Source organism: Bacillus sp. FSL K6-6038 (assembly GCF_038050455.1).
GTDB classification, from domain to species: domain Bacteria; phylum Bacillota; class Bacilli; order Bacillales; family Bacillaceae_G; genus Bacillus_A; species Bacillus_A pseudomycoides.
Window position 1 is genome coordinate 2,126,402 of the sequence record NZ_JBBOUH010000001.1, and the last position, 23,273, is coordinate 2,149,674.

Below are 23,273 nucleotides of genomic sequence, written 5' to 3' on the forward strand. Positions count from 1 at the left end.
ATACATCAAGTGGCGCCTTTCCATCGAAAGGCGCCTGTTTTTTGGAGGAAATTATGTTTGATCCAACTGCTTTTGACAACTTAAAAGTGATCGTTGAAGGAGCTGTCTATGATTTTGATTTACATGGCGATATTCTTGTAACGGATCGAAAAGATATGATGGACCTTGCATCGCTAAGCCGTATATATCATATTTCATTTCAATTAAATGAACAGTTTGAACAGCTAGTAGAAGCGACATTCTCACTGTCTGTAGATGCGAAGAATCTATCAGGTGAGATATTAGAGGTACCACAGTTTATACCAGGCTGTGAAATGAAATTACGCTTCGCGTTCCCGTTACAGCAACCAGAAGCAGAGTGTCAAGAAATCGAAAACTTGTTACAATCTATCTGGGGAAAAGAGCGAATGATTACGCAACAAATTTCATACGAATATAATAAGCAAGCGATTTCATATCATAATAAGGTAGAAGTTCTATTTCAAAAAGCGATTACAGAAGACCATGTTGATGATTTAATAGCTGTTATTTCTCACATGATAGAAACAGTGCGAGCAATACAACATTTTCTTCAAAAATAGAGATAAAGGAGAAAAACAAATGATAAAAGACATGCAACCATTTTTGCAACAAGCTTGGGAGAAGGCTGGTTTTAAAGAATTTACTGAAATTCAAAAACAAGCAATTCCAATGATTTTAGAAGGACAAGACGTTATAGCTGAATCTCCAACTGGAACAGGAAAAACATTAGCGTACTTATTACCACTTTTACATAAAATTAATCCTGAAGTGAAACAACCACAGGTTGTCATTTTAGCTCCAACACGTGAACTTGTTATGCAAATTCATGAAGAAGTTCAAAAGTTTACAGCAGGAACTGATATTTCAGGTGCATCTTTAATTGGTGGTGCGGATATTAAGCGCCAAGTGGAAAGATTGAAGAAACATCCGAAGGTAATTGTTGGTTCACCAGGACGTATTTTAGAATTAATTCGCATGAAAAAATTAAAAATGCACGAAGTGAAAACAATTGTATTTGATGAATTTGATCAAATTGTAAAACAAAAGATGATGGAAGCTGTGTTTGATGTAATTAAATCCACAATGCGTGATCGTCAACTAGTATTCTTCTCTGCAACAATGACAAAAGACGCAGAAGAAGTAGCACGCGATTTTGCGGTTGAACCAGAATTAGTTCGCATTAAACGTGCGGAAATAAAAAGTTTAGTTGAGCATACGTATATCGTTTGTGAGCGCCGTGAAAAAAATGATTATATTAGAAGAGTTATGCATACTGGTAATGTAAAAGCAGTAGCCTTTTTAAATGATCCATATCGTTTAGACGAGATTGCTGAAAAATTAAAGTATCGCAAAATGAAAGCAGCCGCACTTCATGCAGAAGCAAGCAAACAAGAACGTGAAGCAACGATGCGCGCATTCCGTCAAGGAAAAATAGAGATTCTACTTGCGACTGATATTGCAGCGCGTGGGTTAGATATTGATGATTTAACGCACGTGATTCACTTAGAATTACCTGATACATTAGACCAATATATTCACCGTTCAGGCCGTACAGGACGTATGGGGAAAGAGGGGACAGTTGTTTCCCTTGTTACTCCGCAAGAAGAGCGTAAACTACTTCAATTTGCGAAAAAGTTAGGCATCCAGTTCAAGAAACAAGAAATGTTTAAAGGTACTTTTGTAGAATCAAAACCGAAAGCACCAAAGAAAAAGAAATCTGCATTTACTGGGAAGAAGAAGCCTAGATAAATAATGAAAAGACAGACGTAACTATGGATAGAACATAGTTACGTCTTTTTATTTTTTCAGAAGGAACAGCATAGAGAATGTCGAATGTTACTGTTAAATGGACTATATTGAAATAGCGATGCAATATAGTGGAATTACTAAGTAAATAAAATAGTAGAAGAAATGATAAAAAGCCCTCATATTAAAGAAATGAAGGCTTTAAAATTATTAAAAAATATTTGTAGTAGATCTATTGTTCGAGAGCTGTTCTAGATAGAATACTCCTTTCTCAATAGCAGTCTCTACATAACCGACGATTTGATCAAATGTGAATACTTGTAAGTTTGTATGCAAATCTTGCTTGGGATACAGCATATCATCAAAAATAAGCTTTTTAAAAGCTAGCACATTTTCTTCTGAAACTTCTTCAATATTTGCTATGGTTGCTTTTTGATTAAGGAAAGGAAATAATTGCTGATCTTTATCGTAGAGATGTAACAATTTTCCGTTTAATAATTTGAAATCATTATGGTACATAGATAAAATTGTTTGATCGTGCTCGATTCTATTTTTGAGCCAAGGAAGAAAAAAACCGTTGAGCCAATTATCATCAGCAATAAGGTGTGTATAATACCCTAAAATGAAAGAGGAATCCATGTGCTTTTTATATTTTTGAAGAAATGTACCGTAATCAATTCTTCTGGTATAGTTTTTTGTTGTACCAGCATAAAAATGTGATACGTTTTTTTCCTCTTTTGAATGAACTGCATCAGGAGCTACTCCCCCAAGCAAGAAAGATGTTTTATCAGGGATGGATAATTTCTCTGCAATACCATTTGTGATAATCAAATGCATAATTCGTGACCCCATGAATGACACCTCTATTTAACAGTCAGAATGATCTTTCCTGTACTCTGTCTACTTTCGACCCATTCATGTGCTTTCCCTGCATCTCGAAGTGTAAAGCATTTACCAATTGCAATTTGTAGGCTTCCATCACGTAAATACTGAAAAACTTGGTTAGCGGTATGACAAAGTAAGTGAGGACGTTTCTTACGAGTTGTTCCAAAGCTAAAGCCAAGAATAGAACGACAGCTTGCATGTAAATCCTTTGTCCGAAATGTGCCAATTTCCCCGCTAGCATTACCAAAATGGACAAGGCGACCATAGTAAGCCAAACACTCCAAGCTTTTTTCTGATACTGCCCCGGAAATGGAATCCAAAATAACATCGGCACCTTTACCACCCGTAAGTTCATTTGCCTTTTTACTAAAATCCTCATCTTGATAACAAATAACATGATCAGCCCCAGCTTCTAAAGCAACTTTCTTTTTCGCTTTATTTCCGACTGTTCCAATAATTTTTCCAGCCCCTAGTATTTTTGTTAATTGAATCGATGTTGTTCCGATACCACCAGCCGCAGCATGAATAAGAACGGTTTCACCTTGCTGTAATCTTGCTATATTCGCAAGCAGATTGTAGCTCGTAAAAGATACAACAGGACAAGCAGCGGCGGTTGTGAAGTCAACTTCATCAGGTAACACAAACGTAAGGTTTTCATTGGCGACAACATATTCAGCATACGATCCATTAAGAGGAAAGGCGATTACACGCTGTCCTATGCGGATGTTTTTTACATCTGATCCTACTTGTTCTACAATACCTGCGGCGTCTATTCCAGGAATAAATGGGAGTTTTCGATTTCCCTTTTTACCGTAGCGAGATTTAATATCGGCAAAATTGACACTTGTAGCAATAACGCGAATTAACACTTGTTTCTCATTAAAAGTTGGCATATCGACTTCTGTATACTTCATCGTTTCAGGTCCGCCAAATGCAGTTACAACAATAGCCTTCATTTAGATGTCCTCCTAAAAATATATTATATATATTATTTTAAACATCTATCATAAAATGGAAAATTATATAATTGTTATAAGAGGCCATAAGCTACCGTTATAAAGTAATAAGTTTTAAATCATTATATTAATTTATATCGAAAATAATTTTAAAAAACGAACGAAATGTTTTTTACTTGCCAATATATAGTGTAAGACAAAGGAGGGAAGAGGCATGGATCAGGAAACAGACTATCACAATCTCATCGAGCGGACTTTATCAGGAAGTCAAGAGGCATACAGTGAACTGTATGATAAAACAATCCAAGATATCTATAGGACAGCACATTTCTTGATAGAGGAGAAAGTGGATGTAGACGATGTCGTTCAGGAAATATATATACAGCTTTATCAATCCCTTAGCAAGTATGATAGAGAACGACCTTTTCGGCCATGGTTAATGGGACTTGCGGTAAGGTAAATTCACTCATATAGGAGAAATAGGTGGATGCGTCTACGTATTATAAAGAAAGCAGAAGAACAGAAGAAACCAATTGAATTTGACTTTTCTAGTGATGTTGTGAATAAAGTTTCACTTTATGCGGGACTATGTTGATTTTCTTGTCGTATGAAACTATCTAATAATGAGTAACCAGCTATTATATTTATTATTACGGGAAATGTTGTATTTAAAAGAGTTAGGGTAGCTAAGTAAGCTAAGTAAGGGAAAAATTGTCCGATAGGTGAGAATAATAGAATAGGTGAAAAGCCAATCAATGTTGAAGGTAACGCAATGCCTATAAATTTATCTAGTTGAAATTTCCATATATGTTGGTTCTTTTTGTTACTGATAAGTTGAAAGAAATGTAATACACCACCGATGAAAAAGGGGAAAAACATAAAGAAAAATATTCGATGGTACATATGAAAGGATAGCTCAGCTTGTTTATCTAAATGAAATTGAATTTTCCCTCCATAAAATAGCAATATAACAATGAATAAAGTGAAGCATAAGTATTGAGTAACTTTTTTCATTGTGTCACTCCTTTTGTATGCATAGTATTAAAAAAGCATATTCAAAAAAAGAGGATATATGCTTGAAACAGAGCGTCATATCCTCGGATGTTTTTTCATTTAGTTAGTAGTTGTTTTGGCCTTTTCTTGCTTTGTAAGATAATCAATAATTCCCATCGCACTGATTTCCATATCTAGTTTTATCACATCGTAAACAGAATGAGTTGCTGGTACACCTTGCTGTGAAAGATGAGAAGAGACTTTTTCAAGTAATAAAGTATACAATTCATGGCTTGCTGCTTCAAAATCCTGGTTTTTTTCAAATACTTGTTTTCCTGCTTCAACAAAGATAGGGAGCCAGTCTTCAAGCTGTTTATACACTTCAGAAACATGGGAAGATACACCGTAATGCCCGAAATAGATGAGGTCAACTTTCATATTTCGAATGCGGTCTTTTGCTGCCATCATCGCGTCGGGTTGAAACTGTGATGGAGATGTGGTTGGTAAATATAGTTCAACGCCAAGTTCAGTTAGTTCTCGATAATAAATACCAATCGTGTCACCTGTGAAAATGCCATTTGTCAAAGAATCATGGATACTAATATGGTGCTTGGCGTGCCCTGGTGTATCGTAAAATGAAAGCGTCCGATTTTCTGAAATTTGTAGTATGTCACCATCTTGTACAATATGGACACGTTTTTCTGGAATAGGAAGGATTGGATTAAAGAGTTCATCAAAAGCATCGCCATAGACAGCTTTGGCACCTTGGATTAATTTTGTAGGATCAATCATATGGCGTGCGCCACGTGAATGGACAAATAAAGTAGCATTTGGGCACTTTTCCATCATTAAACCAGCTCCGCCAGCATGATCAAGATGAACATGGGTAACGATAATGTTTTTAACATCAGCTAAGTCAATGCGTAATTGTTGTAAGCCATTTAGAATGTGCGGAAGAGAAGGGGCTGCGCACGTTTCGATTAAAGTAATATCATCACCGAGTAATACGTATGTACCTGTACGCTCGTTATGTTGTAAATCGTAATCATCAATGAGATATAACTGAGAGGATAACTGTTCAACTTTTTTCATATGAGTCACTCCTTATAGTCTTATGTTCTTTTATTATAAAATAAAAGGCAGAAAACGAAAAATCGTTTTCTGCCTTTATGTAATGTTATTATTTTGTTTGTTCTTTACTAATTGACATAATAAAGAATCCGACAAGACCACCAACTAGTGGAAGAGAAATCATTCCTGCAAGTGAAAAGTACTTGCTTAAAAATAGTCCATTTACATCCATAACCCAACCGGCAACAAATAGTAACATCATGTATAATACGAAGTAAAACTCGCGATTTGAAATCATTTCACGTTGTGCAGTTTTCATTATCAACACCATCCTTTATTCATTATAATGGAATTGAAAATGTCACAATTTAGAAGGTAAACTGTCACATTTTGTTCACAATTTAATTGTAAAACTTTCCAAGCTATTTGTCTAGTAGTTTGTGTCGAATTTTTGAACGAAAATAAAGCGCTCTCATTAGACGGAGAAGTTAAATACATATATGATGAGAATAAGTATGAAATAATAGAGAGGGGCAGATATATATGACAGTTTATGATTTTTCTGCAAAAACAATTACAGGGGAAGAAAAATCGTTACGAGAGTATGAAGGTAAAGTTCTTCTCATTGTAAATGTTGCAAGTAAATGTGGATTTACACCGCAATATAAAGGGTTACAAGCCATTTATGAAAAGTATAAAGAGCAAGGATTCGAAATCTTAGGTTTCCCATGTAACCAATTTGGAGGACAAGAACCAGGTACAGAAGAGGAGATTACAAGTTTTTGTGAATTAAATTACGGTGTATCCTTTCCGATGTTCACTAAAGTTGATGTAAAAGGTGATAACGTGCATCCACTATATACATATATGACGGATCAGGCACCGGGCATACTTGGTATGAAGGCAGTAAAGTGGAACTTTACGAAGTTTTTAATAGGGCGTGATGGGAAAGTGATTAATCGTTTTGCGCCGCAGACGAAGCCAGAAGAATTAGAGAAGGAGATTGAAAAACTTCTCCGCTAAAAATCATGAGTCACTATTTGGTTCACAGTGATAGCTATGCTAGTCATTACCAGAGAAGTACTAGGCGTACAATGTAGTGAAGGAAGATGAGTAAGGCCGCCATCTTTGGCGGCTATTTTTTCTTATATAAACCTCTTTTAATCTGTTCCCAATTTACGCTACGTGTTAGCGCCCACCATATAGCTTTACCTTTTGGTTCTATGTATATGTTGAATTGTTCTTTATTAAAAATAGATTTATCGAATATATCAACTAACTCCTGCGTTGTATATGTCTTATCAGATGCCACAGTTTTTTCGAATTCTTGAATGAATTGAAGAGTTTGTTCGTTAAGTGAATATTTTTCTATCATTAGTATCGCTCCAATGTCTAGTTTAGTATTGTGACTTTCTTATATTATTTATATTGTTTTTTATAGATATCATGATCGCTCTTTGTACCTCCGCCACCGTCCCCATCAAAATCTCTCGTCATGGATTAGAGGGTTCTAATGGACTTATAATTTTTAGTAACTTGTATTTTAGAAGAAAACGGAGCTTTCTTTTTAGTAACAAAAGTAGATAATATTATCACACTAAAAATACCAATCACGGCAAACTTAGCAGCCTTATTTTTAGCATTCGGAGTTCCCAGATGCGGGTAGGGTAATGTAGTCTATCTACTAAAACACAATAATTTTATTATGTAAACAAAAATGGTGTCCTTTTATTTTGATAATTTTCTAAGCAAATAATAGATTGCTAGCATAATATATATTGTCTTTTCCAACTTAAGGAAGATGATCTAATAAAGTTTAGGAGGAAGATAATATGGAAATAGAAAAAGAACAGGTAGACATAACATTCGAAGAGCTATGTGAACGATTCTTTGATGCTTTAGGTGGTACCGAACATTCAATTGAGCCAGGACCTGTATGTGTAGTAACTCGAACTAGAATATTTGATGAAACAATTTTAGGAAGAAAATCAAATTCACCTTTGGTTAATTATCAATTTTTTTCGTTTGAATCTCTTGATGCATCAGGAAAAGCACTTTGTTTAGGTGAAACTGTAGCTTTTCAAAATCAAGTTGAACAAGTCCTTTCTAATCTTCGTGATCGTGGTATTATCGTATCAGGTTTGCATAATCACTGGATGAATGAAAACCCCCGTTTATTTTATATACACTGGGAATCGATAGATGATCCTATTGCATTTGCGAGAAAATCAAGAGAATCTATTGATTTCTTAGGTCCAGTATTACCACCAGATTTACCACCAGTAGAAGTGACTCCAGAATTTAAAGAATTGTGTGATGCATTTACTACACTGTTGGGTGGTGAAGAAGGTGAAATTGAACCAGGACCTGTATGTTTTGTTATGCGACCTGTAAATTTTGAAGCGACTATTTTAGGAAGAACTACAAATTCACCTTTGGTTAGTCATCAACTCTTTTCCTTTGAGTCCCTTGATTCAACGGAAGTTGCACTTTGTTTAGGTGAAACAGCAACGAATCAAGAGCAGACCAATCAATTGATTTCAAGCCTTCTTACATTTGGTTTTAAAGTAACAGCATTTCACAATCACTGGTTAGAAGATAATCCTCATTTAATATATGTTCACTGGGAATCAATAGAAGATCCTCTTGCATTTGCGAGAAAATCGAAAAGAGCGATTGAGTTTTTAGGTTAGTTTTAAAAAGGTTATTTAACAGTACTCCAACAGAAGCCCCCTTCCTCAAGCACGTGTAGGGCATAGCCCAGGTGGTAGGGAGGGGATGAATGTTGGTCGTGCATAGCACGAAGTTTCTATTTCCTTTTTATGTAATTTTGTGTATACTAGCAGAAAAGGGAACGTACATTCTATTTCGTGTTTAGGAATCTGAAAAACTATATCGAAAAAAGGGGGAGGGGATGACAATGTTGCTAAGCCAAAAATACGAGATTTTCCCAACCAAAGAACAAAAAGAAACGTTAGATGGTTGGCTACAATATTGTCGTCAAGCTTATAACTCTGCTTTTTTAGATAAACAAAGAAAATATAAGGAAAACAAACGATTGTATACACGTTCTGATATGCAAAAGCAACAAGTAATCGATAAGAAGAGGTATCCTTTTCTCAAAGAAGTGCCATCACAGCCCTTACAAGAAGTATTTTTACGATTGGAAAAGGCATATGATGGCTTTTTTCGTGGGGATGTGGGCTATCCAAAATTGAAAAAGTATAAAGACTATAATAGTTTCACTTTTCCTCAATTTGGATTCAAACCGAACGGGAAACACCGCTTTGCGATGTCATTTGCAGAGAACGGAAAATTATATAACAAACGATTAGGGGAAATGGATATCCATCTGCATCGTCCAATAGAAGGAACCATTAAACAATTGATTATAAAACGCCAATCTAAGAGATGATACGCTATTTTTAGTGTCGAAAGACAAGTTGTACCTTCCTCTATTACGATAGAAAATGCGATTGGTATAGATGTGGGACTGAATAAATATGCTGCTCTTTCCAATGAAACCGTATTTGAAAATCCAAGATTTCTTCTGCAAAAAGAAAAGCTACTGAAGAAAGCGCAGCGTAACCTTTCGAAGAAAAAGAAAGGCTCTGCGAACTATAAGAAACAAGCAGAACGGATTCGGAACCTTCACGAAAAGGTAGCGAACCAAAGAAAAGATTTTTTGCATAAATTAAGTTTTCACCTTACGCAAATGTATTCGGTGATTTGTATAGAGAATCTCGATATCCGAAGCATGGTTCGGAATCGAAACGTATCAAAGTCGATTTCTGATGCAGGCTGGGGCGCTTTTCGCAAGGTGCTTATGTATAAGTGCGAAAAAATTGGAGGTCTTCTTGTGAAAGTAGATCCAGCATACACATCACAAGATTGTTCTGGTTGTGGAAATCGTGTGAACAAATCACTTTCTATTCGGACGCATATTTGTGCAAAGTGTGGAACGGTATTAGACAGGGATCATAATGCAAGTCTAAACATTTTGCGAAAAGGGTTAGAACAATTACTTGTGAGAACGACTGAAGACTGAAACTGTAGGGCAAGGTTGTGTCCCAACAGTATAAACGACGCCTGTGGAGAGTATGTAAGACTGCTTGGATTCTCAAGCAGCAACACTCTATGAAACAGGAAGCCCCTTCTTCAAACGACTCGTAAGAGTGTTAAGGAGGGGGCATTCACTTAAAAGACCTTTCTATTTTGAAATAATTGGTAGAGTCGTGGCCGTTTTTTGACCACAAATGTGCAGAGCGTTTTGGATTAAAAGTGATATATTTGTATTGTGAGAAGTGGCGGAAAACACCTTAATCGAACTTAATTAAATACGAGCACACAAACATAACTTGTCTACTATGAAGACCGTTATCCTATGGGGTAGCGGTCTTTAATTTGTTTAAGTGAGGTGGAAAAACGATGGGAAAGCGAGAGCTTATTAATTTAATTAAAGGGCTATTTTTTGCTCACAAATGATATAAAAGCGCGTGAAAACATATGAAATTTATTTTTATGATAAAATAAAAAGTGCCATAAATGCTTGTTACACAAGCATTTATGGCACTTTTGTAATTTTCATATTTTACAATATGAACGCCTTTGAAACTGTTCATTCTTCTCCAAGATTCAACGAGATAGGCTTAGAAACCTTGGTATATAAGAGTCTCTAAGCGCTATTCTTTCTTTATGCTCATATTAGAATTTTTCAGTGTTTTATTTGATATTTTCATAAGGTTTTACTATGTTCTCAAAGTTTTCTGCAGCTTGTTGCTGCATATTTTGTGTGATATGGCTATACTTGTCTAAAGTCATTTGAATAGAAGAATGACCTAAGCGATCTTGAACTATCTTAATGAGAATTATAATTTGTAGAAACAATATACTCTTATACTTAAAGTATTCAGCATGACATTACAGTACAGACTCTCGTTCAATATCGAAAATGTCTATCTCATTTTGCTCAAATAAATCTTCAAGCTTAGTTGAACCATTTTGTTGAGCAAATAAATATTCTTTTTCTGATATTGGGACAGCAAGCAACCATGCGACTTTTTTGTCTGGGAAATCAATTGTTTGTAACTGATCTTCCCACAGAAATGGTGGCACAAAAAACATATGTTTCATTTCACTGTTAGGATAATAAAACTTCAACACATCCAAAAATATTTGACCTGGATAGATTGACATTTTTGAATTGATTAGACAAAAAGCACATGTTGCTAGTACATTTGTGTAATTATTATAAGTTGTTGCGCTCGCACCAACAATTTCTACTCGTAAAGACTTTTCATCTATAGATCGTCCTATTGAATGCATATACAAGCCAATAGTAGAATACGATGTAACCCCCTCACAAGGTCTATCCCTTGTTGATAAAATATCTATATTACTTATACTATTATCATCCCAATATTTAGAAACAACAGGATTACTTCCAAACGCTTTTAAAGCTGATTTAGCAATTATTTTACTTTCATTTGATATCCCCATTATACTCTCCTCTCTTTCGCTAATACTTCTTAATAATTTCAGTCTCCAAAATAATCATCCGTTAAATCTTCACCTTTATGACTCCTATTCGATGACGGAAGTTCAGGGCGGTAATGATCAGGATTGTTATGTTCATCTAAAAACTGTTCTCTTGTTATTCCTCTTTCTTGAGCACTGTTCTTATGCTTTCCAAATTCATAACCTGGTTTATGCCCCATATCATATCCCAAGGCTCATCTTTATTCATTATTTCATTGGTTATTGGATCCCTTACGTGACTATCTTCACCTTTAGCATTATCCCAGACATCATCTTTTACGCCCTTTCTATATCCTGAAGGTCTTGTGTAAGTTTTATCGCCTGAGTCACTTTCAATACCATTTTCTTTTTTATACTCATCCCAAGCTCTTACTCATTTTATCCTTACTATAATTACCTTTGTTGGCAGTTTGAAATTCATTCCATGTCAATGGATTAGAACTACTACTACCAGAAGACGAAGAAGACTGGATTTTTTGAAGAGCATCCTTACCATTTTGAATTGTATTATACCAAATGAATCCACTATGTGTAATTTTGTTCTTTTCAAGCGATTTCTGTAATTAGAGATTGGTGAGTGCTATCTTCCATAATTTATTGAGAAGGAGAGGGGAGGGCGCTTTTGTATTAGACGAAGCACAAGTGAAAGAAGAAGAGAAGGGGAAGGTATAGTATTTCTCAAGATATCTAACGCAAAAACAGAGGTAGGGTAGACTCTCTTGCTTATATAATGCTTTAAAAGTCAGTTCACTCATTAAAAGGTGGAAAATGAGTAATAATGGTGATTATTCTTTATCTGTAATTTTCTCTTCTAAAGTACTACGTTTCTATGATTCTCTATCTTGGGAGGATATTGATGTTGTTGGTACTTTAGATGCAAGATTAGGGTTTATAATTGATGAAAAAATTAATGGATCACCACAGTACAAAGTACACAATTCGAAATGGATTACGTACTATATTACCGCTAGTGAGTCTTATGTAAATTGGTTTAGATAACGGTATGCGAAAAGTACCGATTACAAACGGTACGAAAAATGCTATTAAACGATGGGTTTCCGTTAGGGGAGAAGTGAGTACGAAGCAATTATTCTGTAATATATCTGGTGAGTTGTTTAAACAGCGAGGACTACACCAAATGATTGCTCGTTATGGAAGGATGGCGATGATAGAGAATGTTAGAGTAAGCCCGCATACGTTTCGTCATACATGCGCTAAGTTTTACTTAAAGAATGGTGGAGACTTATTTTCTTTACAAAAAATACTGGGTCATACAGATATTGCAATGACGCGACGTTACGTACAATTTATGTACGAGGATGTTGTAGCGCTTCATAAACAATATTCGCTAATAAAATCGTTGGAATTATAAATAGCTTTAAGGTATAACGTCACTTTTAACAGTGGCGTTATATTTATGGTATGTATTTCTTATTATTCGAATATCGGTTAACATATAGTCATAAAAAGTTTTATGACTATAAAAACCTTGAAAAGCTAAAAGCCAATCAAGGTCAAAGTTTAAGTAGTGATTATTATTTATGATCTTCCATTTCCCATACTTTCTTTCCATCCGCTAAGAATATTGCACTTGGCGGATCATCATAGAGAGAAATTTCAACCAATGAACTTCTCTCTTGTCTTAACCAATCATATACACTGCCTTCGTTAGTAGCAGGATGGGATAAAATATGATTTACTTGAAATGAAACTGCATAATATTCTGTATAATTCACATCATCGTCATCCAACCCATTGTCTGTTTCAAAGAGTGTGTCTGGTTTACCGATAATCTTTAATCCACTTTGCCATTCTATTATCAGTTCACTACCTCCATACTCATCTAATGTTTTTATTAAAGAATTATATTCCATTTGTATCATCCTTTTCTTATGGTTCTAATGGTTTTGAAGGAACTATGTGCGCACCGTCTTTTCCATAGTGTATCATGCCTCTAGTAGTCTCTATATATTTCCCAGTTTGCATATCATAGTATTTTCCTATTACTTGACCAAAGGTATGTGAGTGTAAAGTAATAGTAAAAGCTGACTCAAATTGATATGAGTCAGCTTTGTTAATTGCAACTTTATTCTTTACTTTTTATAGATTCTTTTTAGTGTCTTAAGTGTCTGCTTTAACCATTCTATAGGTGTTAAATTTAAACAGTATATTTAATAATATGTTCTCATTTAAATGTTCAATTTATTTAATAATTTTTCTATTCTCTTCAATTCATTATTACTCTGTTCTACAAGATATTCATCAGGACATTCTTTCAATATATCAAAAAAGTTTTCTGCTCCTTTTAATAAAGCTAATAATAATTCATCTTTATTAAAACATGTTTTTTCTCCTGCAATAGATAATAAAATTTGCTCTTGCGAAATAACCTGCATTTTTACCTCTAAAGGTTGGTCTGGAAAATAAAAACTTACATCGTTTTGATTTTCAAGCAATTCTTCAATTGCATTTATGAAATATGACCATAACTGATCAATCATATCCCACTCTTTAAATCCTAAAATAGTATTTCCGTAATAGTTTATTATTATTGCACCTTCCATATAATCAAAATCAATAACTAGTTCTAAACATTTCGCATCGTCAAAATGTATGAAATATTCAAGAAAGTTACTTTCAATATTATCTAATGAAGTTATTATTTTATCATTTTTTATATACGATTTTACACGAATCATATTAACATCTCCTCGGATTTCTATTTAGGATATAATTGTCCTATTCTGCCATTTTTAAATCCAACAATATATGTTATTCCATCTGCTTTTCCCTCAATTTGATACATACCTTTTGTTCCTTTGGAAATAATTATATCTCTATTCTTACTGATAATTTCTCCTGCTATATTTTGTATATCAGATATTGACAAATCTTTGTTTAAAAATGATTGTTCTTTTTTTACTGAACCATCCCAATAATCTGGATGATGTCTTTCTAAAACATGTTTCATGCCTTTTTTATCAAACATTATTTTGTTTCCATCAACATTCCATTTTTTGATGTGTAATCATGTAAATCATTAATAACTTTTTCTGGTTTTGCAGCTTTACTTACCCCTTTACCACCACCAGAAGACGAAGAAGACTCGAATTTTTGAAGAGTATCCTGAGCATTTTGAATTGATTTATTCAAAACAAACCCACCATGTCCAACAGCACCAAGACCAGCTGCTGTAGCAACTGCATCTAATGGAAGAACAATTGGTGATGCTAACCCACCACTTCCTACTTCTACGACGAAGGTTAAGAAATTAGCCCCGCCTATGACTGAAATACCTTCAAAAATTTCTACAATAGATCCTACCGTTGATAAAACATGTCCAGTAAACCTTCCAGCTTGATAAGTTGTATTGCTTTCTAATTTATTATTATCAGGTGGTGTTAGTCCAATATAGTCTTCTGCAACTACACTGCCAGCGCCTTGTATAAAGTCCCAAGCACTTTCATAAATATCTTCGACATCATGTTTAAACTTATCCAGTAAAGATTCATCTTTTTTCTCACTATTTAATGGACCACACATTGCTCCTTCTTCAATTGAACTACCATTTAAAAGGTTGTCAGCCTGACGCTTCCTATCTTCTTCAATCGCCTGAATGGAAGCCGTCCACTCCATATTCAATCCTTGTGTACTAAACGTACCACTTGCGAGACTAAAGCCTTTTCCACTTTGTACTTCTGCAAGACCTGTTGCAATACTAGCTGCTAATTGAATTGCTGCACTATAGTTATTGCTAGAGGTCTGATTGAATTGATACAGATGATCTAACTTTTCTTGCAGTTTTTTCCTCATGACAGTAAAAAGATTCGCCATAGCGTCCATACCCGGGATTGGCATAGTTTGACTGATGGCTTCCATACTGGTTTTCATTCGGTCAATTTCTTTAATTTGTTCGAGTAACTCTTGTTCAATGACATCAGTTGAAGATACCTTGGATTCAAATTGACTTGGAAAGGCATCATTCTGACGGATTAGTTCCTCACATAAGTAAATGATTCCTTGTGCTAAAGGACGAAAGGTTTGCACAATTTTGCGCGACCGTGGTATTAGCGTAGAAAAAGGATTATGGACGCATAGCGACGTAACGCATCATCTTGGCGGTACAGATCACGAAGACCCACTAGACTATTTACGGAGTCACGGAGTATCAGAAGCTCAATTCCGTGCAGATGTGAAGCGTGCATACAATAATGCTAATATAGAAGTTTCTATTCCTGAGTAACCATCTAAACCAGAAGAAAAGCCTACTGCTGTAACTGATGGTGTAGCGTACATTCAAGGCTACAATGTGAATTTACGTAAAGGTCCTGATGCAAGCTATTCTGTTATTCGTCAGTTAAATAAACCAGAATCATATATTGTGTGGGCTGAAAAAGATGGATGGTTAAATCTTGGTGGAGAGCAATGGATTAAATACGATTCTTCTTATGTGAAATTCGATAAGAAAAGCGCAGTGGATTCATCTATCGTAGGAAAACGTGTTGTGTCCAAAGTGGACAACCTACGTTTCTATGATTCTCCATCTTGGCAGGATAAAGATGTAGTTGGTACCTTAGATGTAGGACTAGGATTCACTATTGATGCGAAAGTAAGTGTGAGTGGTTCACTTCAATATCAAGTGCACAATTCGAAAGGCAACACGTTCTACATCACCGCAAGCAACTCCTATGTAAATGTACGTTAACGCAAAAGAAACCGGCTCTGTAATCGGAGTCGGTTTTATATATTACATAGCATACTTCGTCCGTGTTAAATAGGATTAGGTGGAAGTATAGAATCACCAATTGGATCTAATTTACGAGGTGTAAGCCGTTTTGAATGTATTTGTATTAACGTACTTGATTTCACTGATAACTCTCTAGGGAAACCGGCTTTAAAAAGTAAGATATAATCGCTGATTAGTAAATTAGAAAAGATATACGTACTACATTAAGGTAAGTAACGCATATGTTTACATGAAATAATAAAGAAAAGCCGACTCCTTGTCATGAAGTGCACCCCGATTGTTAGACACAGTCTAACAATCGGAGGTGCACTTTTTTATGGCTAAATTTTCTTCAAAAGAAAAAATACGAGCGATAAGACGATATTTAGAGGGGACTGAAGGTGGAAAAACAATTGCTAAATCTATTGATGTTCACCCCAGTATGCTCTATCAGTGGATTAAACAATATGAATCCTTAGGTGAAAATGCTTTTGAAAAACGCTATACATCCTACTCTACCCAGTATAAACTAGATGTACTTAATTATATGAACGAACAAGGGACATCTATCAGGGAAACAGCGGCGCTTTTCAATATTCCTTCTTACGAAACACTTCGAAAATGGAAAGTAGCTTATGAAACAGGAGGATTGGATGCCCTACAATCAAAGAAAAAGGGGCGTCCATCCATGGAAAAGAAAAAAACAAATACAACTAAAGATCAAGGAATAGTTGAAGGTTCGATAGAGGCACTACAAGCGGAAAATGAGCGTTTACGTATGGAAAATGCATATTTAAAAAAGTTGAATGCCTTAGTTCAAAACAAGGAGAAATCACGAAACAAGACAAAGCCCAAGTAGTCTATGAATTAAGGCATGAATTTTCAGTGAAGGTGCTACTTCAGCTCGCAGGTATTCCGCGCAGTACGTATTATTATTGGGTTAAAAGATTCAATCTTCCTGATTCAGATGTAGAACTAAAAGGATTGATTCGAACCATTTATGACGAACATGAGGGGCTTTATGGTTATCGTCGTATTCGTGATGAACTTACGAATCGCGGACATAAAGTAAATCATAAAAAAGTGTATCGTATCATGAAAGAATTGGGATTAAAATGTCTCGTTCGTATGAAAAAATATCGCTCTTATAAAGGAACAGTTGGAAAAATTGCACCTAATATTTTAAATCGTAACTTCCAAGCTGAAAAACCAAATAAAAAGTGGGTTACGGATATTACGGAGTTTAAATTATTTGGAGAAAAGCTATATCTATCGCCAATGTTGGACGTATTTAATGGTGAAATTATCACATACACAATTGGTTCAAGACCAACTTATTCACTTGTTTCAACGATGTTAGACCAAGCGTTTGAACACTTAACAGTCAAAGATACACTCTTGATCCATTCTGATCAAGGTTGGCACTATCAAATGAAACAATACCGTCATTCCCTTGCTAAACGTGGCATTACACAAAGCATGTCTCGTAAAGGAAACTGTTACGATAACGCAGTGATTGAAAACTTCTTTGGCATCATGAAGTCAAAATTTCTGTATCGAAAAGAATTTAAGAGTATAGAACATTTTAAGAAAGAACTAGCAAAATATATAAAGTACTATAATCATAAAAGAATTAAGGCAAAACTAAAAGGCATGAGCCCGGTACAATACCGGACCCATGCCCAAAAGGTTGCCTAATGAAATAACCTGTCTAACTTTATGGGGTCACTTCAGTCAGGAATTGGCTTTAATAAATACCTTACTCTAGTTAGAGTCACGGTTTCGTAAGTAATTTTCATACTCTGCTAACCATACTAACATCAAGTTTTTTAATTCAATAGTTTCAATTTCACAAGTATTTTCTCCATCTTCATAAAAACGGTGTAAAATTTTTGTGCAATCTGCTTTTATTGCTAAGTTACAACTATTTCCGCTTATCTCAAGAAAATCTAATTCCCCATTTAGTACTTTATCTAAATACTGTATACCATGATTGCTATGAATATCATCTTCTAATAAATCTGCAATTAAAGAAATTTTTTCTGGTAATTCAATCATTAGGGTATTTAAGGGACCCTCATAAATTCTATATGTATATTTCATAAGCAAATATTGTCTCCTTTATAAATTAATAGAGTGGAAATGCTGAAATGATTCTTCCGTTTGAAGCAATAAATAATCTAATCTTCATACCATTTGGAGCGGTACCAATATATCTATTTCCTGTTCCAGAGTAAACTTTATTATTATACGCTACTTCAATGGCTTTGAGGACCTCTATTCTACCACAATGATCTGGGAAAAATGTTGAAGGTAACCGTTTTGGTATACCATTTACTGAAACTTCAGCTTCGTATACACCATAACGGTTTGGTGGTCTTGTAACTCTTAGAACTTCCCCTTCACCCATTATACTTTTATGATGATATCCTCCAGCATCTCCTGCGCGATCAATATTCCCGTGAAATATATGTTCAACGGTACGATTGTTTTTATAAATAGAATTAGGATGAGATTTAAACGGATTAAAGAATAAGAAAGTATCTTTAGCTTGTCTAAGATCAGGCGTATCAAATCTAGATCGTATGTTATTTCCACCTGCATAAGCAACTTGATTTTTTGGCATTAGAATATTATTCAACATGTCAACGCTTTGCTTAAACTTATCGAAATTTATTACGTTTTTAATACCTTGTATAAAGTTTACACTTTCACTAAGTTTTGAGGTTTCACCTAACCTTGAAAATTTACCGAATTTTGAAATTTTATCTACACCTTTTGTTCCTACCAATAATTGGGCAGCTGCTAATTTAACTTGCATTTCTACATTTCCAAACCATTTAGCTCTGCTATTCCAATCTCCATTTACAACATCTTGATTCCATGAATCAGAAATAGCTTGTTCTACAGCAGCAAATGTTTCGTCGATATGAGAAAGGGCATACACAGCGCTCTCAAAACTATCTATTGGGTGTAAGACTGTATTTAATATTCCTTTAAGTTCATCTAATACAGCTTCATTTTGTCCTTTTTTGTAGTTATAATATTGCCCGAGCAAAGGAGTATTTTCTATCTGATGAAAAAGTTTTTCGGACAACTGATCCATCGCTTCTATTTTGTTTTCGACAGCATCTTTAAATTTATCAAGTAACGATTTGTCTATTGTACTCTCTTCCTCAGACTGACGCTTCCTATCTTCTGTAATCGCTTGGATAGAATTCGTCCACTCCATATTTAACCCTTGTGTACTAAACGTACCACTTGCGAGACTAAAGCCTTTTCCACTTTGCACTTCTGCAAGACCCGTCGCAATGCTAGCGGCTAATTGAATTGCTGTACTATAGTTATTGCTAGATGTTTGATTAAATTCATGCAGATGATCTAACTTTTCTTGAAGTTTGTGCCTCATGGCAGTAAAAAGATTCGCCATAGCGTCCATACCTGGGAGTGGCATGGCTTGACTGATGGCTTCCATACTTGTTTTCATTCGATCAATTTCTTGAATTTGTTCTAATATTTCTTGTTCGATTACATCCGTTGAAGCTACCTGTGATTGAAATTGACTTGGAAAGGCATCATTCTGACGGATTAATTCTTCACATAAGTAAATAATCCCTTGTGCTAAAGGACGAAAGGTTTGTACAAAAAATGATTTTGCACTGCTATATGTTTGTCCTTGTAGAACCGTATCAATTGCAAAAGCGTCAATCGACTGAATAGCTTGTTCCATACCTTGAATGGTAGCGGTACATACAGCATTCATGCTTTGAGTTTGGTTTTGTACTTCTCCTAAATACATATTTAAACTCATGCATTGGCCTCCCTTGCTAATTGTTGTTGCTGATAGGAAAGGTCGTTTTCTAAATCGCCAAGGTCTCGTTTCTCTTTAAGCAACGTTTCTTTTTGATTTTCCAATTCGAATGTAAGTTTTCGCTCAATGTGTTGTGCTTCTTGACGCATATTTATAAAGAAATGAGATAATTCTTTATCCCCATATTATATTGATGATGCAAAAGGCTGGTTAGGTTGGGTTGAACATCCATCGTTTGAAGATGTGAAAAAACTGTTTGCATCATGGAGTTTTGATGAGAAGAGATTACTTTTGAATGGTAAATCAATTTTAGAAGAAGAAACGGATGCTTTAGTTATTAGTAAAGACTCGAAATATAAAAAAGTTAAAGTTGAAGCTGATCTCTTAATCCACAATAAACTTCAAGCTCCTTCTAATGTGGCTGTTTGGTTTCATAAAGAAAAACGTTACAATAGCGGAAAGTGGATTGTAGAGTTTAATGATCTTCCTCGTTGGGGTTTTAATAGAAGTGTAGATCGTTCTGGTGGTCTATTTCACATTAAAGAAAGTGGTATCTATGATGTACATGCTTACCTGTCTGCATTAGCCCAAACAGCGGATGCTGAACATATTCTAGAAATCCCCATATTAGATGCAAGTGGAAAAACAATTGAAGAACATGAAATTGCAGGTGAAATTGCGGGCTATGTAGGTAAATGGGTTAGGATGACAGGTAGTTTTCAGTGGTACTTTACAGCAGGGCAAAAATTCAAAGTTGTTTATAACAATAAAGACAAAGATCAGATGTATGTTTGGGAAGCAAGAACTACTGTTACCCAGTTATCAAAAGGTTTAGATGAAAATAATGCGGTTTAATAAGTAAGCGTACAGAAGTAGGCTTTTTTATTTTGGATAAAATACGGCTTTGATACGCAAACATCTGAATTACATTCACAGTGAATAGGGTTGTCTCATAATATATAAAGATTGATTTATTAAGGTGGACGAAGGGTGTGAGCGTATGGAAGACGTATATAAAAAAATTGACAGCCTAAAAACGGAACAAAAAGAAATCATGAGAGATATTCGCAATTTAGAAACTCGTACAACTATTAACGAAAAAGACATTTTTACAATTAATAAGCAGTTAGAAAAAATTAGCATGAATACAACATGGATTTTACGAATTGTTATTAGTGCAATAGTTATGGCAGTTTTAGGATTGATAATAAAAGGTGGTATTTAAAGTATATGTTTAAATGTGGTTATAAAGGGGGACAATCGTCTCTCTTTTTATTTTGCTCGAAAGGGTGTGAGAACAATGTAGAAAAAGATAAATAAGAGTCGATTAAAGAGAATCAAAAAATCAAACAAAAAAATTCGATGGAGATGTTTAATAATGACTAATAATTCTAATGAGGTAAATCAAGCAGTAGTTGAAGAGGTAATTAAAGAGGTCCGAAGACGTTTCGGTTTAATTCCAGGATTCTTCAGTGAGGATAAGGAAGCAGGTGCTATCTTCCTAAATAAAGGTAATTATGAAAGTAGCATTTGGATGGATGGTGAAGGGCTTTTTTATGAGGACGATGTACCTTGGGAAGAGCTTATTATTACAAATGCAGTAGCTGACACTGATACACCCCCAATGCTACGTAGACATGGAAACTGGGTTCACATGACAGGTGCGATTAGATTGGTTAAAAACCAACAAGTATTCACAAGAATAACACCAGATATTGCACCACGCCAAGACTCACCATTCTCTGCTACAGCGTATTTAGATAATGACCCAAATTATCCAGTTGCAGCCGAAGTGATTGTTCATAAAGACGGAAGAGTTTCTACCTATCTTCCAGTATCAACAGCTCGTTATGTATCATTCTCGTTATCATACCCAATTAAGTGATGGTAAGCAGTAAAGGATATTATCAGTTAAATAGCAATAAAAAGGGAGCATAAATGATGCTTCTTTTTTATTGTCAAAAAGGGGATGAGAACATTGGAGAAATACAACGAATGTGAGATTGATAAAAAAGATTATGAAAATGTAAAAATCCGTCTCGCAATTGTGGAAAGTAAAGTTGAAAAGATTGAGGAAAACATTGAAAAAATTCTAAGTAATACTAATTGGTTAGTAAAAACCATTGTTGGTGGTATTATCGCAACTATTCTCACGTTCCTTTTGAAAGGAGGTGGTATGTAATGATTGAAATTAGTGTAATGATTGCCATTGTAGTAGGTCTTTCACAGATTGCAAAAACGATTGGATTACAAACAAAATACATTCCGTTATTAAATTTAACGCTTGGCATTGTGCTAGGCGTTTTATTTTTGTCCCAAGACATCAAAACAAGCATATTTCAAGGAATAATCATTGGGCTTACAGCGAGTGGATTATTTGACCACACAAAAATTTTGAAAAAGGATGCTGATACTAAATGAAAAAAACAATGAAACATCTTACCTCACTTCTTATGATTCTAGTACTTGCGGTATCTTTTACAACAAGTGCTTTTGCTGATAGAACACTTATTATTCCAGATTTACCTAAACAACCATATCGTTATGGTGTAGGGGCTTATGAAGGCGTTGTGGCACATTCCACAGCAACACCCGAAGCCAGCTATTAATATACAAAAGTATGAATCTCATACATGGCGTTCAGCTTTCGTACATTATGCAGTTGACTGGAATGAAACAATCAAAATTGCTGATACAAAATACATCGCTTATGGTGCAGGACCAGGTGCAAATAAACGTTTTGTACACGTTGAACTTTGCGAAACTGCAGACTATGGTAAATTTAAACGCTCTTATGAAAAGTACGTTAAATTGTTAGCTAAAATCTTAAAAGATAACAATCTATCTGTTGAAAAAGGATTGTGGACTCACTATGATGTAACAAAGTATCTTGGTGGTACAGATCACGAAGACCCACTGGATTATTTACGTAGTCATGGTGTATCAGGAGTACAATTTCGTGCTGATGTGAAACATGCATATAATAACAGTGACGTTTCTGTTCCAGAGCAAACATCTAAACCAGGCGAACCAGTCGCTAATGTGGAAGGAACTGCATATATTGAAGGTAACAATGTAAATCTTCGTAAAGGACCAGATGCAAGTTACTCTGTTATTCGTCAGTTAAATAAACCAGAATCCTATAAAGTATGGGGCGAAAAAGATGGGTGGCTAAACCTTGGCGGGAATCAGTGGGTATATAACAATCCTTCTTACATCAAATTTGAGAAGAAAGAGTCAGTTAATCCGATTGTAGGAAAGCGTGTTGTCTCCAAAGTGGACAACCTACGTTTCTATGATTCTCCATCTTGGCAGGATAAAGATGTTGCTGGGTCTCTAGATGCAGGATTAGGCTTTACCATCGACACTAAAGTTGATGTGAACGGTTCACTACAATACAAAGTACACAACAGTAAGGGCAAAACATACTATGTAACTGCTAGCGAAGCCTTTGTATATGTGAAATGAAAATCCGGCTCTTGCGAGTCGGATTTTCTTTAACTCTATTAAAATGATATAATGATTA

General features: G+C 35.0%; 25 protein-coding genes and 8 pseudogenes. 16 read left to right on the forward strand and 17 right to left on the reverse strand.

What is annotated here, in order from left to right:
• The first annotated feature begins 53 nt into the window (after positions 1–53).
• Both NSQ40_RS10960 and NSQ40_RS10965 read left to right on the forward strand, forming a co-directional pair.
• Positions 54–581 (forward strand): hypothetical protein, encoded by a 528-nt coding sequence (locus tag NSQ40_RS10960; protein ID WP_003204852.1) that lies wholly within the window; start codon positions 54–56, stop codon positions 579–581.
• Positions 582–600: 19 nt separating this feature from the next.
• Positions 601–1,770, forward strand: coding sequence for a DEAD/DEAH box helicase (locus NSQ40_RS10965; protein ID WP_003204854.1), 1,170 nt, complete (start codon positions 601–603; stop codon positions 1,768–1,770).
• Positions 1,771–1,977: 207 nt separating this feature from the next.
• On the opposite strand, the gene NSQ40_RS10970 is transcribed toward NSQ40_RS10965, so the two are convergent.
• Together NSQ40_RS10970 and NSQ40_RS10975 are read right to left on the reverse strand one after the other, a co-directional pair.
• Complete coding sequence (locus NSQ40_RS10970) at positions 1,978–2,619, reverse strand: zinc dependent phospholipase C family protein (RefSeq protein WP_097787355.1); 642 nt, start codon at positions 2,617–2,619, stop codon at positions 1,978–1,980.
• An 11-nt stretch (positions 2,620–2,630) separates the two neighbouring features.
• Complete coding sequence (locus tag NSQ40_RS10975) at positions 2,631–3,608, reverse strand: quinone oxidoreductase family protein (protein ID WP_097787356.1); 978 nt, start codon at positions 3,606–3,608, stop codon at positions 2,631–2,633.
• 214 nt (positions 3,609–3,822) lie between these two features.
• On the opposite strand from NSQ40_RS10975, the pseudogene NSQ40_RS10980 reads away from it, so the two are divergent.
• Positions 3,823–4,182 (forward strand): annotated as a pseudogene (locus tag NSQ40_RS10980) (sigma-70 family RNA polymerase sigma factor); the annotation flags it as partial.
• A 2-nt stretch (positions 4,183–4,184) separates the two neighbouring features.
• On the opposite strand, the gene NSQ40_RS10985 reads toward NSQ40_RS10980, so the two are convergent.
• From NSQ40_RS10985 to NSQ40_RS10995, 3 genes are all read right to left on the reverse strand, one after another.
• Positions 4,185–4,622: a hypothetical protein gene (locus NSQ40_RS10985; RefSeq protein ID WP_097787357.1), complete on the reverse strand. Its 438-nt coding sequence runs from the start codon at positions 4,620–4,622 to the stop codon at positions 4,185–4,187.
• Positions 4,623–4,721: 99 nt separating this feature from the next.
• The gene (locus NSQ40_RS10990; RefSeq protein ID WP_033796102.1) at positions 4,722–5,693 is read right to left on the reverse strand and encodes an MBL fold metallo-hydrolase; all 972 of its coding nucleotides are present in this window, start codon (positions 5,691–5,693) and stop codon (positions 4,722–4,724) included.
• Positions 5,694–5,781: 88 nt separating this feature from the next.
• The gene (locus NSQ40_RS10995; protein WP_170958750.1) at positions 5,782–6,003 is read right to left on the reverse strand and encodes a DUF3925 family protein; all 222 of its coding nucleotides are present in this window, start codon (positions 6,001–6,003) and stop codon (positions 5,782–5,784) included.
• Between the two features lie 212 nt (positions 6,004–6,215).
• Here NSQ40_RS10995 and NSQ40_RS11000 point away from each other — a divergent pair, with 212 nt between their 5' ends.
• Positions 6,216–6,695, forward strand: a complete 480-nt coding sequence (locus NSQ40_RS11000) for a glutathione peroxidase (protein WP_097787358.1) — start codon at positions 6,216–6,218, stop codon at positions 6,693–6,695.
• Positions 6,696–6,807: 112 nt separating this feature from the next.
• Here NSQ40_RS11000 and NSQ40_RS11005 read toward each other — a convergent pair whose 3' ends face one another.
• The gene (locus tag NSQ40_RS11005; RefSeq protein WP_003204869.1) at positions 6,808–7,047 is read right to left on the reverse strand and encodes a hypothetical protein; all 240 of its coding nucleotides are present in this window, start codon (positions 7,045–7,047) and stop codon (positions 6,808–6,810) included.
• A gap of 457 nt (positions 7,048–7,504) precedes the next feature.
• On the opposite strand from NSQ40_RS11005, the gene NSQ40_RS11010 reads away from it, so the two are divergent.
• Complete coding sequence (locus tag NSQ40_RS11010; RefSeq protein ID WP_003204871.1) at positions 7,505–8,365, forward strand: DUF1259 domain-containing protein; 861 nt, start codon at positions 7,505–7,507, stop codon at positions 8,363–8,365.
• Between the two features lie 221 nt (positions 8,366–8,586).
• Positions 8,587–9,720: pseudogene (locus tag NSQ40_RS11015) on the forward strand (RNA-guided endonuclease InsQ/TnpB family protein).
• A 674-nt stretch (positions 9,721–10,394) separates the two neighbouring features.
• Here the strand turns inward: NSQ40_RS11015 and NSQ40_RS11020 are convergent.
• From NSQ40_RS11020 to NSQ40_RS11030, 3 genes and pseudogenes are all read right to left on the reverse strand, one after another.
• Positions 10,395–10,532: pseudogene (locus tag NSQ40_RS11020) on the reverse strand (site-specific integrase); the annotation flags it as partial.
• Between the two features lie 60 nt (positions 10,533–10,592).
• Positions 10,593–11,171 (reverse strand): suppressor of fused domain protein, encoded by a 579-nt coding sequence (locus tag NSQ40_RS11025; protein ID WP_097787489.1) that lies wholly within the window; start codon positions 11,169–11,171, stop codon positions 10,593–10,595.
• 38 nt (positions 11,172–11,209) lie between these two features.
• Positions 11,210–11,401: an HNH/ENDO VII family nuclease gene (locus tag NSQ40_RS11030; RefSeq protein WP_003204387.1), complete on the reverse strand. Its 192-nt coding sequence runs from the start codon at positions 11,399–11,401 to the stop codon at positions 11,210–11,212.
• A gap of 577 nt (positions 11,402–11,978) precedes the next feature.
• Between NSQ40_RS11030 and NSQ40_RS11035 the strand changes: the two genes are divergently transcribed.
• Both NSQ40_RS11035 and NSQ40_RS11040 read left to right on the forward strand, forming a co-directional pair.
• Entirely contained in the window at positions 11,979–12,209 is a 231-nt protein-coding gene (locus NSQ40_RS11035; RefSeq protein ID WP_003209972.1) for a hypothetical protein, read from the forward strand.
• 4 nt (positions 12,210–12,213) lie between these two features.
• Positions 12,214–12,582: a tyrosine-type recombinase/integrase gene (locus NSQ40_RS11040; protein WP_003209971.1), complete on the forward strand. Its 369-nt coding sequence runs from the start codon at positions 12,214–12,216 to the stop codon at positions 12,580–12,582.
• 163 nt (positions 12,583–12,745) lie between these two features.
• Here NSQ40_RS11040 and NSQ40_RS11045 read toward each other — a convergent pair whose 3' ends face one another.
• From NSQ40_RS11045 to NSQ40_RS29455, 5 genes and pseudogenes are all read right to left on the reverse strand, one after another.
• Positions 12,746–13,084, reverse strand: coding sequence for a hypothetical protein (locus NSQ40_RS11045; RefSeq protein WP_003209970.1), 339 nt, complete (start codon positions 13,082–13,084; stop codon positions 12,746–12,748).
• A gap of 16 nt (positions 13,085–13,100) precedes the next feature.
• A pseudogene (locus NSQ40_RS11050) lies at positions 13,101–13,226 on the reverse strand (polymorphic toxin type 50 domain-containing protein); the annotation flags it as partial.
• A 173-nt stretch (positions 13,227–13,399) separates the two neighbouring features.
• On the reverse strand, positions 13,400–13,909 hold the full coding sequence (locus NSQ40_RS11055) for a hypothetical protein (RefSeq protein ID WP_003209969.1): 510 nt from the start codon (positions 13,907–13,909) through the stop codon (positions 13,400–13,402).
• A 20-nt stretch (positions 13,910–13,929) separates the two neighbouring features.
• Positions 13,930–14,199 carry a hypothetical protein gene (locus NSQ40_RS11060; protein WP_258248370.1) on the reverse strand — a complete coding sequence of 90 codons (270 nt, stop codon included), beginning with the start codon at positions 14,197–14,199 and terminating at the stop codon, positions 13,930–13,932.
• A 104-nt stretch (positions 14,200–14,303) separates the two neighbouring features.
• Positions 14,304–15,257 (reverse strand): annotated as a pseudogene (locus NSQ40_RS29455) (hypothetical protein); the annotation flags it as partial.
• Between the two features lies 1 nt (position 15,258).
• Here NSQ40_RS29455 and NSQ40_RS11070 point away from each other — a divergent pair.
• A pseudogene (locus tag NSQ40_RS11070) lies at positions 15,259–15,915 on the forward strand (N-acetylmuramoyl-L-alanine amidase); the annotation flags it as partial.
• A gap of 358 nt (positions 15,916–16,273) precedes the next feature.
• Positions 16,274–17,634 (forward strand): IS3 family transposase gene (locus NSQ40_RS11075; protein ID WP_341286108.1). Its coding sequence is split into 2 segments (ribosomal slippage): positions 16,274–16,730 and positions 16,730–17,634, totalling 1,362 coding nucleotides; the frame shifts between segments, so codons are not numbered across the junction.
• 66 nt (positions 17,635–17,700) lie between these two features.
• Here the strand turns inward: NSQ40_RS11075 and NSQ40_RS11080 are convergent.
• The 3 genes and pseudogenes from NSQ40_RS11080 to NSQ40_RS11090 form a co-directional block, all read right to left on the reverse strand.
• Positions 17,701–18,039, reverse strand: a complete 339-nt coding sequence (locus NSQ40_RS11080) for a hypothetical protein (RefSeq protein WP_026008706.1) — start codon at positions 18,037–18,039, stop codon at positions 17,701–17,703.
• Positions 18,040–18,064: 25 nt separating this feature from the next.
• Complete coding sequence (locus NSQ40_RS11085) at positions 18,065–19,747, reverse strand: EndoU domain-containing protein (protein ID WP_341286109.1); 1,683 nt, start codon at positions 19,745–19,747, stop codon at positions 18,065–18,067.
• Positions 19,744–19,932 (reverse strand): annotated as a pseudogene (locus NSQ40_RS11090) (DUF3958 family protein); the annotation flags it as partial. The pseudogene NSQ40_RS11090 and the gene NSQ40_RS11085, both read right to left, overlap by 4 nt.
• Positions 19,933–19,990: 58 nt before the next feature.
• Here NSQ40_RS11090 and NSQ40_RS11095 point away from each other — a divergent pair.
• The 6 genes and pseudogenes from NSQ40_RS11095 (at position 19,991) to NSQ40_RS11120 (ending at position 23,215) form a co-directional block, all read left to right on the forward strand.
• Entirely contained in the window at positions 19,991–20,602 is a 612-nt protein-coding gene (locus NSQ40_RS11095) for a hypothetical protein (protein WP_179863912.1), read from the forward strand.
• Between the two features lie 145 nt (positions 20,603–20,747).
• Entirely contained in the window at positions 20,748–20,972 is a 225-nt protein-coding gene (locus tag NSQ40_RS11100; protein WP_141521854.1) for a hemolysin XhlA family protein, read from the forward strand.
• Between the two features lie 153 nt (positions 20,973–21,125).
• Positions 21,126–21,632, forward strand: coding sequence for a hypothetical protein (locus NSQ40_RS11105; protein WP_097787512.1), 507 nt, complete (start codon positions 21,126–21,128; stop codon positions 21,630–21,632).
• Between the two features lie 84 nt (positions 21,633–21,716).
• Complete coding sequence (locus NSQ40_RS11110) at positions 21,717–21,929, forward strand: hemolysin XhlA family protein (RefSeq protein ID WP_003209952.1); 213 nt, start codon at positions 21,717–21,719, stop codon at positions 21,927–21,929.
• The gene (locus NSQ40_RS11115; RefSeq protein ID WP_003209953.1) at positions 21,929–22,168 is read left to right on the forward strand and encodes a hypothetical protein; all 240 of its coding nucleotides are present in this window, start codon (positions 21,929–21,931) and stop codon (positions 22,166–22,168) included. The genes NSQ40_RS11110 and NSQ40_RS11115 overlap by 1 nt, the downstream gene beginning before the upstream one ends.
• Positions 22,165–23,215 (forward strand): annotated as a pseudogene (locus NSQ40_RS11120) (N-acetylmuramoyl-L-alanine amidase). The gene NSQ40_RS11115 and the pseudogene NSQ40_RS11120 overlap by 4 nt, the downstream one beginning before the upstream one ends.
• Positions 23,216–23,273 lie beyond the last annotated feature (58 nt).